Origin of the sequence: Pseudomonas sp. PHC1 (genome assembly GCF_046487845.1) — a bacterium.
GTDB classification, from domain to species: Bacteria; Pseudomonadota; Gammaproteobacteria; order Pseudomonadales; family Pseudomonadaceae; genus Aquipseudomonas; species Aquipseudomonas sputi.
The window spans coordinates 43,665-58,442 of sequence record NZ_JBJXHJ010000011.1; the positions used below are offsets into that span (position 1 = coordinate 43,665).

General features: G+C 61.7%; 12 protein-coding genes. 7 read left to right on the forward strand and 5 right to left on the reverse strand.

Features of this window, described 5'->3' with window-relative positions; all coding sequences use genetic code 11:
* The first annotated feature begins 113 nt into the window (after positions 1 to 113).
* Together ACKJSM_RS16050 and ACKJSM_RS16055 are read left to right on the forward strand one after the other, a co-directional pair.
* The gene (locus ACKJSM_RS16050; protein WP_410238244.1) at positions 114 to 1,058 is read left to right on the forward strand and encodes a LysR family transcriptional regulator; all 945 of its coding nucleotides are present in this window, start codon (positions 114 to 116) and stop codon (positions 1,056 to 1,058) included.
* A gap of 190 nt (positions 1,059 to 1,248) precedes the next feature.
* Positions 1,249 to 2,859: an alkaline phosphatase family protein gene (locus ACKJSM_RS16055; RefSeq protein ID WP_410238245.1), complete on the forward strand. Its 1,611-nt coding sequence runs from the start codon at positions 1,249 to 1,251 to the stop codon at positions 2,857 to 2,859.
* A gap of 69 nt (positions 2,860 to 2,928) precedes the next feature.
* Here the strand turns inward: ACKJSM_RS16055 and ACKJSM_RS16060 are convergent, their stop codons facing one another.
* Entirely contained in the window at positions 2,929 to 3,849 is a 921-nt protein-coding gene (locus ACKJSM_RS16060; RefSeq protein ID WP_236181381.1) for a TauD/TfdA dioxygenase family protein, read from the reverse strand.
* Between the two features lie 180 nt (positions 3,850 to 4,029).
* Here ACKJSM_RS16060 and ACKJSM_RS16065 point away from each other — a divergent pair, with 180 nt between their 5' ends.
* On the forward strand, positions 4,030 to 4,950 hold the full coding sequence (locus ACKJSM_RS16065; RefSeq protein WP_339489220.1) for a LysR family transcriptional regulator: 921 nt from the start codon (positions 4,030 to 4,032) through the stop codon (positions 4,948 to 4,950).
* 39 nt (positions 4,951 to 4,989) lie between these two features.
* Here the strand turns inward: ACKJSM_RS16065 and ACKJSM_RS16070 are convergent, their stop codons facing one another.
* A complete protein-coding gene (locus ACKJSM_RS16070) occupies positions 4,990 to 6,003 on the reverse strand; it encodes an ABC transporter substrate-binding protein (RefSeq protein WP_410238246.1) in 1,014 nt (337 codons plus the stop codon).
* 310 nt (positions 6,004 to 6,313) lie between these two features.
* Here ACKJSM_RS16070 and ACKJSM_RS16075 point away from each other — a divergent pair, with 310 nt between their 5' ends.
* Genes ACKJSM_RS16075 through ACKJSM_RS16085 form a run of 3 tightly spaced genes read left to right on the forward strand, consistent with a single transcriptional unit; the run spans position 6,314 to position 10,349 of the window.
* Positions 6,314 to 7,912: an ABC transporter permease gene (locus ACKJSM_RS16075; protein ID WP_410238247.1), complete on the forward strand. Its 1,599-nt coding sequence runs from the start codon at positions 6,314 to 6,316 to the stop codon at positions 7,910 to 7,912.
* Complete coding sequence (locus tag ACKJSM_RS16080) at positions 7,909 to 8,724, forward strand: ABC transporter ATP-binding protein (protein ID WP_236181385.1); 816 nt, start codon at positions 7,909 to 7,911, stop codon at positions 8,722 to 8,724. Before ACKJSM_RS16075 ends, ACKJSM_RS16080 begins: the two co-directional genes overlap by 4 nt.
* A gap of 14 nt (positions 8,725 to 8,738) precedes the next feature.
* A complete protein-coding gene (locus ACKJSM_RS16085; protein ID WP_410238248.1) occupies positions 8,739 to 10,349 on the forward strand; it encodes an arylsulfatase in 1,611 nt (536 codons plus the stop codon).
* 53 nt (positions 10,350 to 10,402) lie between these two features.
* On the opposite strand, the gene ACKJSM_RS16090 is transcribed toward ACKJSM_RS16085, so the two are convergent.
* Positions 10,403 to 11,476: a fatty acid desaturase gene (locus tag ACKJSM_RS16090; protein ID WP_410238249.1), complete on the reverse strand. Its 1,074-nt coding sequence runs from the start codon at positions 11,474 to 11,476 to the stop codon at positions 10,403 to 10,405.
* 100 nt (positions 11,477 to 11,576) lie between these two features.
* On the opposite strand from ACKJSM_RS16090, the gene ACKJSM_RS16095 reads away from it, so the two are divergent.
* Positions 11,577 to 12,581, forward strand: coding sequence for an AraC family transcriptional regulator (locus tag ACKJSM_RS16095; protein WP_236181388.1), 1,005 nt, complete (start codon positions 11,577 to 11,579; stop codon positions 12,579 to 12,581).
* Between the two features lie 131 nt (positions 12,582 to 12,712).
* Here the strand turns inward: ACKJSM_RS16095 and ACKJSM_RS16100 are convergent, their stop codons facing one another.
* Positions 12,713 to 14,098 (reverse strand): heavy metal sensor histidine kinase, encoded by a 1,386-nt coding sequence (locus tag ACKJSM_RS16100; protein WP_410238250.1) that lies wholly within the window; start codon positions 14,096 to 14,098, stop codon positions 12,713 to 12,715.
* Positions 14,088 to 14,768 (reverse strand): heavy metal response regulator transcription factor, encoded by a 681-nt coding sequence (locus tag ACKJSM_RS16105; RefSeq protein WP_236181390.1) that lies wholly within the window; start codon positions 14,766 to 14,768, stop codon positions 14,088 to 14,090. Before ACKJSM_RS16105 ends, ACKJSM_RS16100 begins: the two co-directional genes overlap by 11 nt.
* Positions 14,769 to 14,778: the final 10 nt, after the last annotated feature.

Here is a 14,778-nt window from a genome sequence, read left to right on the forward strand (position 1 = left end):
TTTAAGTTATTTATTTATGTTTTTACAAAGATTTACTGCATAAGAGATTGCCTTTATAAGGAGTCGACCTAATGCATATCCAATGCATTTCCCGGATATTTTTTATGTGAAAAATGCATATCGACTTGCGCCAACTCAGACACTTCATCGCCCTTGCCGAACAACGCAGCTTCGTCGCCGGTGCGCAGGCGGTGAATCTGTCGCAGTCGGCGTTCAGCCGTAGCATTCAGGCGCTGGAGCACAGCGTCGGTTGCCAGTTGGTGGATCGCGGGCGCAAGGAGTTACCACCGACCAAACAGGGCCATGTGCTGCTTGAACACGCGCGGCGACTGGTCAGCGGCGCGCAACAGATGGCCAACGAGATCAGCCAGTTCAACGGACTGGAGACGGGGGAATTACGCTTTGGTTGCGGCCCTGCGCCGGCGGCGGGATTAATCCCGCGAGCCATTGGCAGCTTCATCGGCCGATACTCGAAAGCGCGGGTGCATTACCAGGTTGATGACTGGCAGAGCCTGAGCAAAAGACTGCTGAGCGAGGAGTTCGAATTCTTCGTCGCCGACACTCGGCACTTCGAGGCGGATCCGGATTATCTGACCCACCGCTTGCGGCCACGCAAATGGCATTTCTGCTGCCGCGCCGGGCATCCGCTGGGCGCTTTCGAACGAGTCACGGCAGAGCAACTGATGAGTTATCCACTGGCCGTGAGCATTCGCCCGCCAAACCTGCGCAAGGTCATCGTCGACCTCAGTGGCCGGCCGGATTTCGTCCCGAACGTAGAGTGCGAGAACAGCGCCAGCCTGCTCGGCGTGGTGCTGCGCTCCGATGCGATCGGCATCGTCGGCACCTATTCGGATGCGCTGCACCAGGACCGGGGTGAACTGGTGCGCTTGAAGGTCGAAGGGTTGGCGGATGATCTCGAGGAGCTCTACACCCGTTACGGCATTGTCAGCCGCGCCGGGTATCGGTTGTCGCCATTGGCCGAGGCGATGATCGAGCAGATCAAGGCGATTGATGCCGTGGAAGAAGAGGTGTGTTCGCTGGCGAACCTCGCCGTCTGACACACCGCCTTCGCGAGCGAGCCCGCTCCCACAGGAGTACGCGTTCCAAATGTGAGAGCGGGCTTGCTCGCGAAGGCGTCGCCACGGGCAACGATGCATTCGCTGCATATAACCCATTCCCCGAATGCACTTGCCGAACACCCTCGCCGAAAGCGAAAAACCTCGCCTGTCTTTCTGACTGGTGAACCCCATGCCCACCCCGCAAAACCCTGTGCGCAACGTGCTGTACATCATGTGCGATCAACTGCGCCGCGATTACCTGTCCTGCTACGGCCACCCGCACCTGCACACCCCGAACATCGATCGCCTGGCCGCCGCCGGCGTGCGCTTCAGCCGCGCCTACACCCAGGGCACGATCTGCGGACCGTCGCGGATGTCGGCCTACACCGGGCGTTATGTCAGCAGCCATCAGGTGGCGTGGAATGCCGTACCGCTGCCGCTGGAAGAACTGACCATCGGCGATTACCTGCGCCCTCACGGCATTCGTACCGCGCTGGTCGGCAAGACCCACGCCACGGCCAATGTGGATGCCTTGCAGCGGTTGGCGATCAACCCTGAAAGCGCCCGCGCCGAAGTGCTCAATGAAGTCGGCTTCGAGCCGTACTTGCGTCACGACGGCATCTTCCCCGACGACCCGCTGTTCGATGAAAAACGCGAATCCGCGCCCTACACCCACTACCTGCGCGAGCAGGGTTTCGAAGGGCGTAACCCCTGGCACGACTGGGCCAACGCGGCCGAAGGCGACAACGGCGAAATCCTCAGCGGCTGGCAAATGCGCAATGCCCATTTGCCGGCGCGAATTCCCGAGCAACATTCAGAGACTGTCTACACTACAAATCGAGCCATCGACTTCATCGGTGAGCAAGGTGAAAAACCGTGGTTTTTACACCTGTCCTACATCAAACCCCACTGGCCCTACATCGTACCGGCGCCGTACCACACTTTGTACAGTACGAAATCGATTCTCGAACCGGTACGTAATGCCTCTCCAAGCGACCACCCGGTCTATCAGGCCTTTCGCCAGCATGAGGAAAGCCTGAATTTCTCCAAAGATCCGGTACGACTGAACGTGATCCCGACGTACATGGGCCTGGTCAAACAGGTCGATGATCAGTTGGGCCGGCTGTTCGATTTCCTGCAAAGCAACGGACGCTGGGAGGACACGCTGATCGTGTTTACCAGCGATCACGGCGACTTTCTGGGCGATCACTGGCTGGGCGAGAAGGAGTTTTTGCTGGAGCAGGCGGTGGGGGTTCCATTGATCGTGCGCGACCCGCGTGCGGCGGCGGATGTCACACGGGGCACCGTGGATGAACGTCTGGCGGAAACCATCGATGGCGTGCCGACCTTTCTCGAAGCACTGGGCGTGACCGGCGCCGAGCATCGGCTTGAAGGTCGCTCGCTGATTCCGTTGCTGCACGGTGAAACTGCGGACTGGCGCCGCTATGCAATCAGTGAATACGACTACGCCTTCCAGGCCCCGGCACGTGAGCGTCTCGGCCAGCCGATCGACCGTTGCCGGATGACGATGGTGCGCAGCGAGCGCTGGAAATACCTGGCATACGACGGCTTCCGGCCGCAGCTTTTCGATCTGTTGAATGATCCGCAGGAGCTGCAGGATCTGGGCGCAGACCCGGCGTATGCGGCGGTGCGCGAAGAGCATGCGGGGTATCTGTTCGAGTGGATGCGCGGGTTGAAGCGGCGCACGACCATCAGCCATCAGGAGATTGATGTGCGTGGGCAGCGGTTTCGTTATGGGGAGCCGGAGACCGAGAAAATCGTTCAGATTGGCGTTTGGTGATCGAGGCTGCTGTTGATCGTTCCCACGCTCTGCGAGGGAACGATCAGCGAAGTCAGCGGTGAGGCCCGATCAGACGCCGACGATTTCAGCGCCTTTGATGGTCTGACTACGCTGCCCATTCGCCCCGACCGGCACTTCCCCTCTGAGCGTCACCCGACGCACCACCCGATCCTGAGTGCCGTAGTCATCAATCGCATAATGCTGCGTCGAACGGTTATCCCAGATCGCCACATCACCGGCCTTCCAGCGCCAGCGCACGACGTTCTCCTGGCGAATCACATGGCTCTGCAACAAGCCGAACAGGTGCGCCGAATCAGCCTGGGAATAACCCTTGATGCGCTTGACGAAATGCCCCAGCAGCAAGCTCTTTTCGCCGCTGATCGGGTGTACCCGGACCACCGGGTGCTCGGTCTCGTAGACGGTCGAGGTGAAGATCTTGCGATAGCGCTCAAGCTTCTCCGCCGATACGTCCGGCTTCACGGCGGCGTAGTCGTATTCGTTGCTGTGGACGGCCACCAGTTTGTCCGCCAGTTCGCGCAGCTCGGTCGGCAGTTCGTTGTACGCCGTCGCGGTGTTCGCCCACAGCGTATCGCCACCGAACGCCGGGGCCACCACCGAACGCAGGATCGAGGCCTTCGGGTAGGCATCGACGAAGGTGACGTCGGTGTGCCAGGAGTTGGCGCGCTGCCCTTCGGCGCCGTCCAGTTCCAGCAGATAACGAGTGCCCTCGCGGGACGGCACGGTCGGGTGCGCCACCGGCTCGCCGAGCAGATGCGCAAAGGCTTCCTGACGCTGATCGTCGAGCTGGGTCTGCTCGCGAAAGAACACCACCTTGTACAGGATCAGCGCCTGTTGAATGGCTTCAACCGTCGCGGCATCCAGCTCACCGGACAGCTGCACGCCACGGATTTCGGCGCCGATACGACCGGCCACCGGATGAATGTCCAGCGCGTGGACAGCGGGTTTTACAGCGAGTGCGGCATTGCTCATGGGTAGACCCTCATCGACTGCTTGCGGTTGGACGGCAGCGAAACAACGCTCTATCTATATTCCATTTACATCTAATAGATATCTACATGCTTCGTTGACGGAATAAGAGCTTGCATTTAAAACCTCAAGCAACCTCGTCGCAAATGCCTTCGAGCTATTTTTAGGATGCCGGAAAAGCATATGGATCTTCGCCAGTTGCGCTACTTCATCGCCCTCAACGAACACCGCAGTTTTGTCCGCGCGGCCGACGCCATGGGCATCACTCAACCGGCGTTCAGCCGCAGCATTCAAGGGCTGGAGCAGGAGTTCGGCTGCGTGCTGGTGGATCGCGGCAACAAGGATCTGCGCCCCACTCCCGAGGGCCAGGTGGTGCTGCAACACGCCCTGACGCTGGTGCAGGGCGCGGCATTGCTCAGCGCCGAAGTGACGCAGATGACCAAGCTCGATGCCGGCGAACTGCACTTCGGTTGCGGCCCGGCGCCGGCGGTGAAACTGGTGCCGGACGCGGTGGCGCAATTCATCAATGCGCACCCGAAAGTGCGCACCTGCTTTCAGGTGGATAACTGGGAAAAGCTCAGCCGCGCCCTGAGCCGCGAGGAGATCGAATTCTTTATCGCCGACATTCGCCATTTCGAATCCGACCCGAATTTCCAGACCCAGCCGCTGACGCCCAAACGCGGGGTGTTTTTCTGTCGGCCGGGGCATCCGCTGCTGGCCAAGGAAAGCCTGTCGACCAACGACATGTTCGACTACCCGCTGGCGACCACGCTGATCCCGCCAGGCATTCGCAAACTGCTGGCGAATCTCAGCGGACGGATCGATTTCTCACCGACCATCGAGACCGAGCATTTTCCGGCGCTGGTGAAAGTGGTGCTGCAATCCAACGCAATCGGCGTGGGCACCGAAGAGGCGTTTGTCGAAGATATCGCCCAGGGCTCGCTGGCACCGCTGCACTGGCGCAATCTGCCGCAGAACCTGGAAAGCATGAATGCGCGGTGCGGGATTGTGAGTCGCACGGGATTCCGGCTGTCACCGGCGGCGCGGGCGATGATCGAGACGCTGGTGGCGGTGGATAAACAGCAGATCAGCGTCGCGGTTTGAGGGTCATTCCCACGCTCGGCGCGGGAATGACCGCATGACTCAGAGCTTCGCAGCCGCCAGCTCAGGCGCCACCCACTCGTTCACCTTGAACGGCTTGCGAATCAGCTTCTGCTGCGCCGCCAGATCGACCTTGCCCTGCAGGTTCTGAAGGAACAGCGGATCCAGTGTCGACGGGAATACTTCACTCAGGTTCTGATCCTTCAGATCCTGGGTGAGGATCACCGATGGATAGCTCGCCAGCCTCGACACAAGCTGCACATAGGCGTCCTTGTTGCTGTCCTGCGTCAACCACTCCACCGCCTGCTGCTGCGCCTTGAGCAGTTTTGCCACGGCTTGCGGATGCCCGTCGACAAACTTGCCGGTACCCACCAGCACCGACTGCACACTGCCGGCGCCGCCAAGGTCTTTGGTGTTAAGCGGCAACTCAGCCAGGCCTTTGGCCTGCAACGCGGTCAGCCCGGAGCTGCCCCATGACGCATCAATCTGCTTCGCCGCCAGCGCAGCAACTGCTGCGTTGAAATCGAGGTTGATGACTTTCACGTCCTTCTCGCTCAAGCCCACGCTGGCCAGCGCCGCATCGAACGACAATTGGGTAGCAGTGCCGCGGAAGATCGCCACGCGCTTGCCCTTGAGATCCTGCAACGTCTTGATCCCCGAACCCGGCACCACGCCCAGGTATTGCTTTACACCGCGGGCACTGGCGCTGAGCAGGCGCGTATCCAGTCCGTTGGATTTGCCGATGATGGCCGCCAGATCTCCGAGATAGGCCAGGTCCACCTGGCCGTTGGCGAACGCTTCGTTGATCACAGGTCCAGCGCCCTTGAAGAAGCTCCACTGAATCTTGATGCCCTGATCGGCGAAGGCTTTTTCGAAGATCTGTTGATCGCGCAACACGTCCACGATGCCCCCGCCGCTGTGCTGGGTACCGGCGCTCAGATCAGGCACGGCAATCCTGATTTCCTTGAGCTCGTCGGCCTGGGCAGAAAACGCCAGCAGCCCCGCCAGCGCCGGCACGGCAAACAGACTGATGACACGTTTGAAAGGAAGGTTCATGGGTACGGCTCCTGATTACGACGGGCATTGAGGAGCCGAAAGTAGGCACATTCCGCATTAGCGTTTAAATACTTAAAAAGCACATTTTTATAGCTTTAAACGCTAAGCCATTGTCCGAAGGACCTGTAGATCGATATGCATGCAGAGCATCAAAAATATTCTCCGAATGCATTGGATGCGCATGGGCTGGAGGCCTTAAATGGCCTGGCTTATCTCCCAATAGCATTGAATTGAATTTTTATATATCTAATTTGCATACCGCACTTCCATGAAGGCAGGCCTGCCTGCAACCCGACAACGGAGGTCACCCATGGCCCGACAATCCCTGCTCAGCCTGCCGCTGCCCGCACCACCGCTGAAAGCACTGCGCTCATGGCCAAGCCTTGGCCAGCGCCTGCTGCCGTGGCTGTTGCCCCTCACCCTGTTCGCCCTGTGGTGGCTGGCGGCGCGCAATCAATGGATGAGCGAACAGATCCTGCCGGCGCCGTCACTGGTGTGGAACAGCGCGATCGAGTTGTCTCAGGGCGAGTTATGGAGTCACTTGTGGATCAGCCTGCAACGGTTGTTCTGGGGACTGCTGGCAGGCGTTACCGCCGGCGCGGTGCTCGGTGCGGCGCTGGGCTTCAGCCGTCGCCTTGAACGCTTGATCTTCCCGACCTTCGCCGGCCTGGCCCAGGTGCCGACGCTGGCGTGGATTCCGCTGTTCATGGTGTTTTTCGGCATCGGCGAAACGCTGAAACTGGTGGTGCTGATCAAGGCCATCGTGGTGCCGGTGACCCTGCACACGCTGGTCGGCGTGCGCGATGCGCAACCGAAACTGCGTGAAGCCGCCGCCGTGTTGCGCCTGCCGCCACGCCTGTTGATCCGCCGACTGGTACTGCCCGCCGCCCTGCCGGCGTTCATGGCCGGCGTGCGTCTGGCACTCGCCGCTGGCTGGACTTCATTGCTCGCGGTAGAGCTGCTGGCCTCCAGCGAAGGCATCGGTTACCTGATGGTCTGGGCGCGTCAGCTGTTCATGCTCGACATCGTCTTCGTGTGCATCGTCGTAATCGGCCTGATCGGCGTGGCGATGGATCGCGGCATCGGTCTGCTGGACAGGAAACTGCTGCACTGGCCGCACCCGGCCACGGCGGAAATTCGTCGCGGCCCGCGCTACGAAGGCTGGCAGCGCGTACAGCCGTGGCTGCTGCCACTGGCGCTGTTTGCCCTGTGGCAACTGGCAGTCGACCAGCAATGGATCGATGCCAACATTCTGGTCAGCCCGTGGGTGGTGCTTGAGGCGACGAAAAACGGATTGCTCGACGGCACGTTGATTTTGGGCATGGCCCTGAGCCTGGGCCGCACCCTCGGCGGCCTGTTGATTGGCGGCGGCCTCGGCCTCGTGCTGGGTTTGCTGCTGGGTCTGTCACACACCAGCGAACGCGTGCTAGGCCCGACCCTCGCCGCCCTGCGCCAGATCGCTATTTTCGCCTGGGTGCCGCTGCTCACCGCCTGGTTCGGCCTGGGCGAACTGGCCAAGTGGGTGTTCGTCGCCCTCGCCGCGTTCTTTCCATTGTTTGTCGCAACCCAACGCAGCGTCGCCAACCTTTCGCCGCAACTCAACGAAGCCGCGCAGGTCCTGCGCCTGAGTCTCGGCCAGCGCCTGCGTCGACTGGTGTTGCCGGGCGCTGCACCGGGGATTTTCGCCGGCCTGCGTCTGAGCCTGATCTACGCCTGGCTCGGCACCATCGGCGCCGAATATTTCATGCCGTCCAACGGCGGCATCGGCAGCCAGATGATCGGCGCCCAACAACTGCTGCGCATGGACCTGATCATGGCCGGGATGCTGCTGGTCGGCCTCACCGGCGCCCTGCTCAACCTCATTGGCCAACGCCTGGAAATCCGCGCCACCCGCTGGAGACACGCATGAACGCACCGATTGTCAGCTTCAACCATGTAGGCAAATCCTTCGACGTCGACGGCTTCGAACTGGAGGCGATTCGCGAATTCAACCTCGACATCGCCGAGGGCGAGTTTGTCGCCATCGTCGGCTCCAGCGGCTGCGGCAAATCCACCTTGCTGCGTTTGCTGGTAGGCCTCGACACGCAATTTCGCGGGCAGATCAGCGTCGATGGCAAAGCCGTCAGCGGCATCGGCGGCGAGCGTGGCATCGTGTTTCAGGAACACCGCTTGTTCCCGTGGCTGACGGTGGCCGACAACATCGGTCTGGGCCTGGTCAACGAGCCGCTGAGTGCCGCCGAAAAGCAGCAACGCACCAACGATTTCATCGAACTGGTAGGCCTGCGCGACTTCACCCGCGCCTACCCGCATCAACTCTCCGGCGGCATGGCCCAGCGCGTGGCGATTGCTCGCGGACTGGTAGCAAGCCCACGGATCCTCCTGCTCGACGAACCCTTTGGCGCCCTCGATGCCCTGACCCGCCAGCAGATGCAGGACGAACTGCTGGCGATTCGCGAACGGGCGAAAATCACCACGATTCTGGTCACCCACGATGTCGAGGAAGCGATTTTCCTCGCCGACCGCGTGGTGGTGATGGAACCGCGCCCCGGCCGGATCAAACAGGTGGTGGACATCGCCCTGCCCCATCCGCGCCAACGCAGCAGTTTCGACTTCCATCAGTTGCGCGAAGAACTGCTGCACGAACTGACCCATGACGACCATTACCAACCGAGCGCACCGGTGCAGATCCGCGATCTGCCGCTGTCGTTCATTGCCTGCTGAACAGGAGCCTGTCGATGCCGCAACGTCCCAACTTTCTGGTGATTCTGGCCGATGACCTCGGCTTCTCCGACATCGGCGCGTTCGGTGGCGAAATCGCCACGCCGAACCTCGATGCCCTGGCCAACAACGGCCTGCGCCTGACCGATTTTCACACCGCACCGACCTGCTCGCCGACCCGCTCGATGCTGCTCACCGGCACCGATCACCACATCGCCGGCATCGGCACCATGGCCGAAGCGCTGACCCCGGAGCTGATCGGCAAACCGGGTTACGAGGGTTACCTCAACGACCGCGTCGTCGCGTTGCCGGAGTTGCTGCGCGAGGCGGGTTACCAGACCTTGATGAGCGGCAAATGGCACCTGGGCCTGACCGCCGAACTGGCGCCCCACGCCCGTGGTTTCGAGCGTTCGTTCTCGCTGCTGCCTGGCGCGGCGAACCACTACGGATTTGAACCGACCTACGATGAGCGCACACCCGGCCTGCTGAAATCCACCCCGGCGCTGTACATCGAGGACGACAGGTTCATCGACGAACTGCCCAAGGATTTCTATTCCTCCGACGCGTTCGGCGACAAGCTGTTGCAGTACCTCAAGGAGCGCGACCAGAGCCGGCCGTTCTTCGCGTACCTGCCGTTTTCCGCGCCGCACTGGCCGTTGCAGGCGCCTGCCGACATCGTCGAAAAATACCGTGGGCGCTACGACGCGGGGCCGGAAGTGCTGCGCCTCGAGCGTCTGGAAAAGCTTAAGTCGCTGGGGCTGATCGAGCCGGATGTCGAACCGCATCCGCTGATCCAGCTGACCGCGCAATGGGCAGCGCTGAGCGATGAACAAAAACGCATTTCCGCCCGGGCCATGGAGGTCTACGCCGCGATGGTCGAGCGCATGGACTGGAACATCGGCCGCGTCGTCGATTACCTGCGCCAGCAGGGCCAGCTCGACAACACCTTCATCCTGTTCATGTCCGACAACGGTGCCGAAGGCGCGCTGCTGGAAGCCTTCCCGAAATTCGGTCCGGAGCTGATGACGTATCTGAGCCAGCATTACGACAACAGCCTCGACAACATCGGCCGCGCCAATTCCTATGTCTGGTACGGGCCGAACTGGGCGCAGGTGGCGACTGCGCCTTCACGCCTGTTCAAGGCTTTCACCACCGAAGGCGGGATTCGCGTTCCGGCGCTGCTGCACTATCCGCAACTGCCGCTGAAGGGGCAGATCAGCCATGGTTTCGGCACGGTGATGGACATCACGCCGACCATCCTCGATCTGGCCGGCGTGCGCCATCCGGGCAAGCAGTGGCACGGCAAACCGGTGGCGCCGTTGCGCGGTAAATCGTGGCTGGGTTTCCTGTCCGGCGAGACGGCGCAGGTGCATGACGAGCACACCGTCACCGGCTGGGAATTGTTCGGGCGCCGGGCGATTCGGCAGGGGCAGTGGAAGGCGGTGTGGATCCCGGGCCCGGTGGGGCCGGCGACCTGGCAGCTTTATGATCTGGGCAGTGATCCGGGGGAGATTCATGATCTGGCGTCGAGTCAGCCGCACAAGCTTGAAGCGCTGATCGAGCATTGGCAGCGGTATGTGGAGGAGACCGGGGTGATTCTAAGCGAGTCGCCGTTTCAGCCGGATTGAGGGTAGCTGACGCAACGCTATCGCCGGTTGGCCGGCGATAGCCTCGGATACCTTCAAGCCTGAGCCGTCTGCACTTCTTTCTGCTGGACTTCTTCCTTGCGAACAAACCGGTTCGCCCGCCCGAACGTCCCGAAATCATTGAACCTGACGCCCATCTCCCGCATCACCTTATGCGCCACCGGTACCGTCAACTGACGAATGTAAAACGGCTCCTTCACCACAAAATGATGAATCCCGTGACTGCTGCCGAAGTTGAAGCAGAACGCCTGCAACGGCCACAGCCACCACGGGTTCAACACCTGGCACTGCTGAAGGACATTACCCGGTTCCACATCCCCGTAGTAATGCATGTTCGAACTGATGAAGTGCAGGCAAAAGGTGCGCAACACGTTCGGGCCAATGAGCACCACGGCGGCGATGTCGATGACCTGCATCACCGCCAGCGTGGTCGCTGACCATTCAATCGGCGAGCCCATCAGGTAGGCGATCCCGTTGGCGGCATGGAACCCGAGAAACACATACCACGCGCCCCAATGCACTAGCGCCAACGGTGCGTACACCTTCAGCGTGCGTTTGATGATGCTGAACTTGTGCGCCCAGGTCTTGGCCCGCAGCATGCGGATGAACGCCGACATCACGTTGTCGCCGACCATCAGCAACCGCGCAAAACCCCAGGGCTCGCCGTTGGTGATCGCCCGTTCTTCCATGTCGGCTTCGGTGCCGGACACCTTGTGATGATTGAGGTGCAAATGACGGCGAATCCACGGGTTGATCGTGCTCGGCCGCGCCAGCCATACCAGCCCCATCATCAGGTTGTGCGGCACCCGCTGTTTGCGGAAATACATGCTGTGGATCAGGTCGTGTTCGAGTTCGTGGGTCAGCGAAGCGAAAAACGCGTTGAGTAGCAGACACGCCCACCACGCCATGTGCCCGGTGATATAGAGCGCCGCCGAACCGATCATCCCGGCCAGGGCCAGGGCGAGAATCCCGGCGCCGAGGGCGTCCTGATGCTGGAGAATCGGGTAGCGCTCGCGCAGCTCGACGCCTTTGGCCAGCACCACTTCGCGAATATGCGCTGATCGCTGGGCAGCATTGTGTCGCTGGGGACTTGCAGAAGTACGGTCCATGCTTCCATCCTCTGGTTACTGATGTTCGCATCCTGCCCCGCGCAGATTTCGAACGCGGTAGCCGAGAACGCCAACCTGTTGACCGGAAGCGCCAATCAGCATGAAGGAACCGACTTCTCTCGCCAGCTGGACCCGTGCCCTGCGCAAGCAACTCGACGCGCTGGGGCTGGACAGCACTGCCCTGTGCCAGCAGGCCGGGCTCGATCCACAACTGATGGATGACCCGAACGCCCGCTATCCGTTGTCCGCGACCACCCGCCTGTGGGAAATCGCGGTGCAGGTCAGCGGCGATCCGGCGATCGGTTTACGAGTGTCGCGGTTCGTCAGCCCCACGACGTTTCACGCGTTGGGTTACGCGTTAGTGGCCAGCGGCAGCCTGCGGGAAGTGTTCGAGCGGATCGTGCGTTATCACCAGGTGGTCAGCGACGCACTGGAACTGGAGCTGACCCGCACTGAGGACCGCTACCGCTTTCGCCTGAAAATCCCCACCGCCAACCCGGCGCCCGCCTTCGAAGCCATCGACGCCTTCGCCGCGATCTACGTGCGCACCTGCCGCAATCGCCTGGGCCGCGACTACGCGCCGCTGGCGGTTTATCTACGTCGCCCGGAACCGACCGATGCGCATCAATGGCACAAGGTATTCCGCTCGCCGGTGCATTTTTCCGCCGAAGAGGACCGCATCGAATTCGCCCTCACCGACTTCGACAGCCACCTCGACGACGCCAACCCGGAACTGGCCGAGCACAACGAAGCGGTACTCAAGCGCACCCTCGCCCAGCTCAAGCCCCTGACCTGGGAGCGCAAGGTGCGTGACGCCATCGAAGAACAACTGCCCGAAGGCGAACCCAGCGCCGAACGCATCGCCCAGGCCCTGCACCTGAGCCTGCGCAGCCTGCAACGGCATCTGGCGGACGAGGGTTGTCGCTTCGATACGTTATTGAATGAAAGCCGCGAAAACCTCGCACTGCTGCACCTGCGCGATCCGCAATGCTCGCTGAGTGAGGTCAGTTACCTGCTGGGATTTGCCGACACCAGCAGCTTCAGTCGGGCGTTCAAACGCTGGACCGGGATGACGCCGGGGCAGTTTCGGGATCAGTTGCGCTGAAGGGGCTGGAATTTGTACTGAATCGACCAGCCTCTTCGTGGGCAAGCCCGCTCCCACAAGGATTGGGGCGTACAAAAATCCGCGTCACACCTTGACTACTATGGGAGCGGGCTTGCCCGCGAAGAAGCCATTCAGATCGCTGCAAATCCAAGCTCAAAAACCGTACCCGTTGCACCACTGCTGACCCGCACCCGCCCCCCATGCAATTGCATGATCGACTGCACGATTGCCAGTCCCAATCCGCCGGAGTCTCCCGGTTCCGCGCGGGACGGGTCGACGCGGTAGAAGCGGTCGAACAGTTTGCCCAGGTGCTCATCCGCGATGACCGGGCCGACGTTGTGGACTTGCAGCCAGCACAGGCCTGGCTCATCGCGCCGGCGCAGGCGGATGACCGAACCGGCATCGGCATGGCGCACGGCGTTGGCCAACAGGTTGCCCAAGGCGCGTTGCAGCAGTTGCTGATCCGCCAGCAACTCTCCGCTGAACGTATTTTCGAGGCGGATTCCCCGGTCATCGGCCAGGGCTTCGAAGTAGTCGCACAACTCATCGCCAATGTCGTGCAACTTCAGCGTGCGCAGATCGAGTGCCCGTTCAGCCTGCTCTGCGCGAGCCAGGAACATCAGGTTCTCGGCCATGCGCTTGAGCCGTTCGAACTCGTCCATGTTCGACGCCAGCACCTCCTGATACTCCGCACTGCTGCGTGGATGATTCAGAGCCTGTCCGTTGCTGGCGAGCAGCGTGTGCAGGGGCGTGCGGATTTCGTGGGCGAGGTCGGCGGAAAACTGTGAGAGGCGCTGGAAGCCGTCGTCCAGCCGCCCGAGCATGCCATTCAGCGCGAGCACCGGCTCCAGCAATTCCGCTGGCGTGCCGGCGGTAGGAACCCGTTGGTCGAGGCTGAGCAGGTCGATGCCGCGCAGCGCTTCACTCAGCTTGCGCAGAGGTCGCAAACCACGGCGCAACAGCACCAGGCCCAACGTGAAGGCGAGCACGGCACCCAGGCCGACGGCCAGATACAAGCGCAGGCGATAGCTGCCGAGCATTTGTTCACGCTCGCTCAGCACCTTGCCGGCGATCACGGTCAGCGCTTCGCCGTTCGGCCCTTGGGCCTGACCTGACAACAGGGCCAGCTCGACACCGTCCGCCGCCTGCCAGGTCAACACATCGCGGCGTTGCGGCGGTTGATCCCGGGGGATGGCCTGCACGGGTGGCAATGCACGTTGGCGAGGGTTGATCGTGATCACATTCGAGCCGTCCGCGCGCTGCACCAGCAGCAAACTGTCGAGGTTGCCGAGCATGTTCTGGTACAGCCGTGGCCGGGCCTGCAAGGCGCCGAGGCTGTCGCTGTCGGCGAGCAACGCGCGCACCTGTTCCAGGCGACCGAGCAAGGCCATGTCGTCGCGCCAGGCGATTTCCGAGGCCAGCGAGCGATACAGGAACACGCCAATCACGCTGAGCACCAACGCGCAGACGGCGGCGAACGCCAGGGCCAGGCGCCAGGCGATGGATCTAGTGCGCATCGTCGGGCGCTTCGAGTTGATAGCCGACCCCGCGCACGGTGTGGATCAGCTTCGGCATGTACGGATCATCGACTTTCGAACGCAACCGGCGCACCGCGACTTCGACCATGTTGGTGTCGCTGTCGAAATTCAGGTTCCACACCTGCGAAGCAATCAGCGTGCGCGACAGCACTTCGCCCTGACGACTGGCGAGCAGATGCAGCAGGGCGAACTCCTTGTTGGTCAGGGCGATGCGCTGGCCGCCACGGCTGACCCGACGGCGCAGCACGTCGATTTCCAGATCGGCGATGTTGTACGACTCGGCCTCGCGCAGCGGCCCGCGCCGCAACAACGTGCGCACCCGCGCGAGCAATTCGGCGAAGGCGAACGGCTTGAGCAAATAGTCATCGGCCCCCAGTTCGAGGCCGCGCACGCGGTCTTCGATGGCGTCCTTCGCCGTCAGGAACAGCACCGGCGTGGCGCCGCGCTGGCGGATCAGCTGGAGCAATTGCCAGCCGTTGAGGCCCGGCAGCATCACGTCGAGGATGATCAGGTCATATGCCTGCTGCTCAATAAAGTAGCGCCCGTCGAGACCATTGAGTGCTACATCCACGGCAAAACCGGACTCGCCCAGCCCTTTGGCGATGAAGTTCGCGGTTTTGGCTTCATCTTCTACGACCAGCAAACGCATGGCACACCTC

Bases quoted from the DNA above. Each gene is read 5' to 3' on its own strand.
- ACKJSM_RS16050 (WP_410238244.1), top strand. From the start codon at position 114: ATGCATATCGACTTGCGCCAACTCAGACACTTCATCGCCCTTGCCGAA.
- ACKJSM_RS16055 (WP_410238245.1), top strand. From the start codon at position 1,249: ATGCCCACCCCGCAAAACCCTGTGCGCAACGTGCTGTACATCATGTGC.
- ACKJSM_RS16060 (WP_236181381.1), bottom strand. From the start codon at position 3,849: ATGAGCAATGCCGCACTCGCTGTAAAACCCGCTGTCCACGCGCTGGAC.
- ACKJSM_RS16065 (WP_339489220.1), top strand. From the start codon at position 4,030: ATGGATCTTCGCCAGTTGCGCTACTTCATCGCCCTCAACGAACACCGC.
- ACKJSM_RS16070 (WP_410238246.1), bottom strand. From the start codon at position 6,003: ATGAACCTTCCTTTCAAACGTGTCATCAGTCTGTTTGCCGTGCCGGCG.
- ACKJSM_RS16075 (WP_410238247.1), top strand. From the start codon at position 6,314: ATGGCCCGACAATCCCTGCTCAGCCTGCCGCTGCCCGCACCACCGCTG.
- ACKJSM_RS16080 (WP_236181385.1), top strand. From the start codon at position 7,909: ATGAACGCACCGATTGTCAGCTTCAACCATGTAGGCAAATCCTTCGAC.
- ACKJSM_RS16085 (WP_410238248.1), top strand. From the start codon at position 8,739: ATGCCGCAACGTCCCAACTTTCTGGTGATTCTGGCCGATGACCTCGGC.
- ACKJSM_RS16090 (WP_410238249.1), bottom strand. From the start codon at position 11,476: ATGGACCGTACTTCTGCAAGTCCCCAGCGACACAATGCTGCCCAGCGA.
- ACKJSM_RS16095 (WP_236181388.1), top strand. From the start codon at position 11,577: ATGAAGGAACCGACTTCTCTCGCCAGCTGGACCCGTGCCCTGCGCAAG.
- ACKJSM_RS16100 (WP_410238250.1), bottom strand. From the start codon at position 14,098: ATGCGCACTAGATCCATCGCCTGGCGCCTGGCCCTGGCGTTCGCCGCC.
- ACKJSM_RS16105 (WP_236181390.1), bottom strand. From the start codon at position 14,768: ATGCGTTTGCTGGTCGTAGAAGATGAAGCCAAAACCGCGAACTTCATC.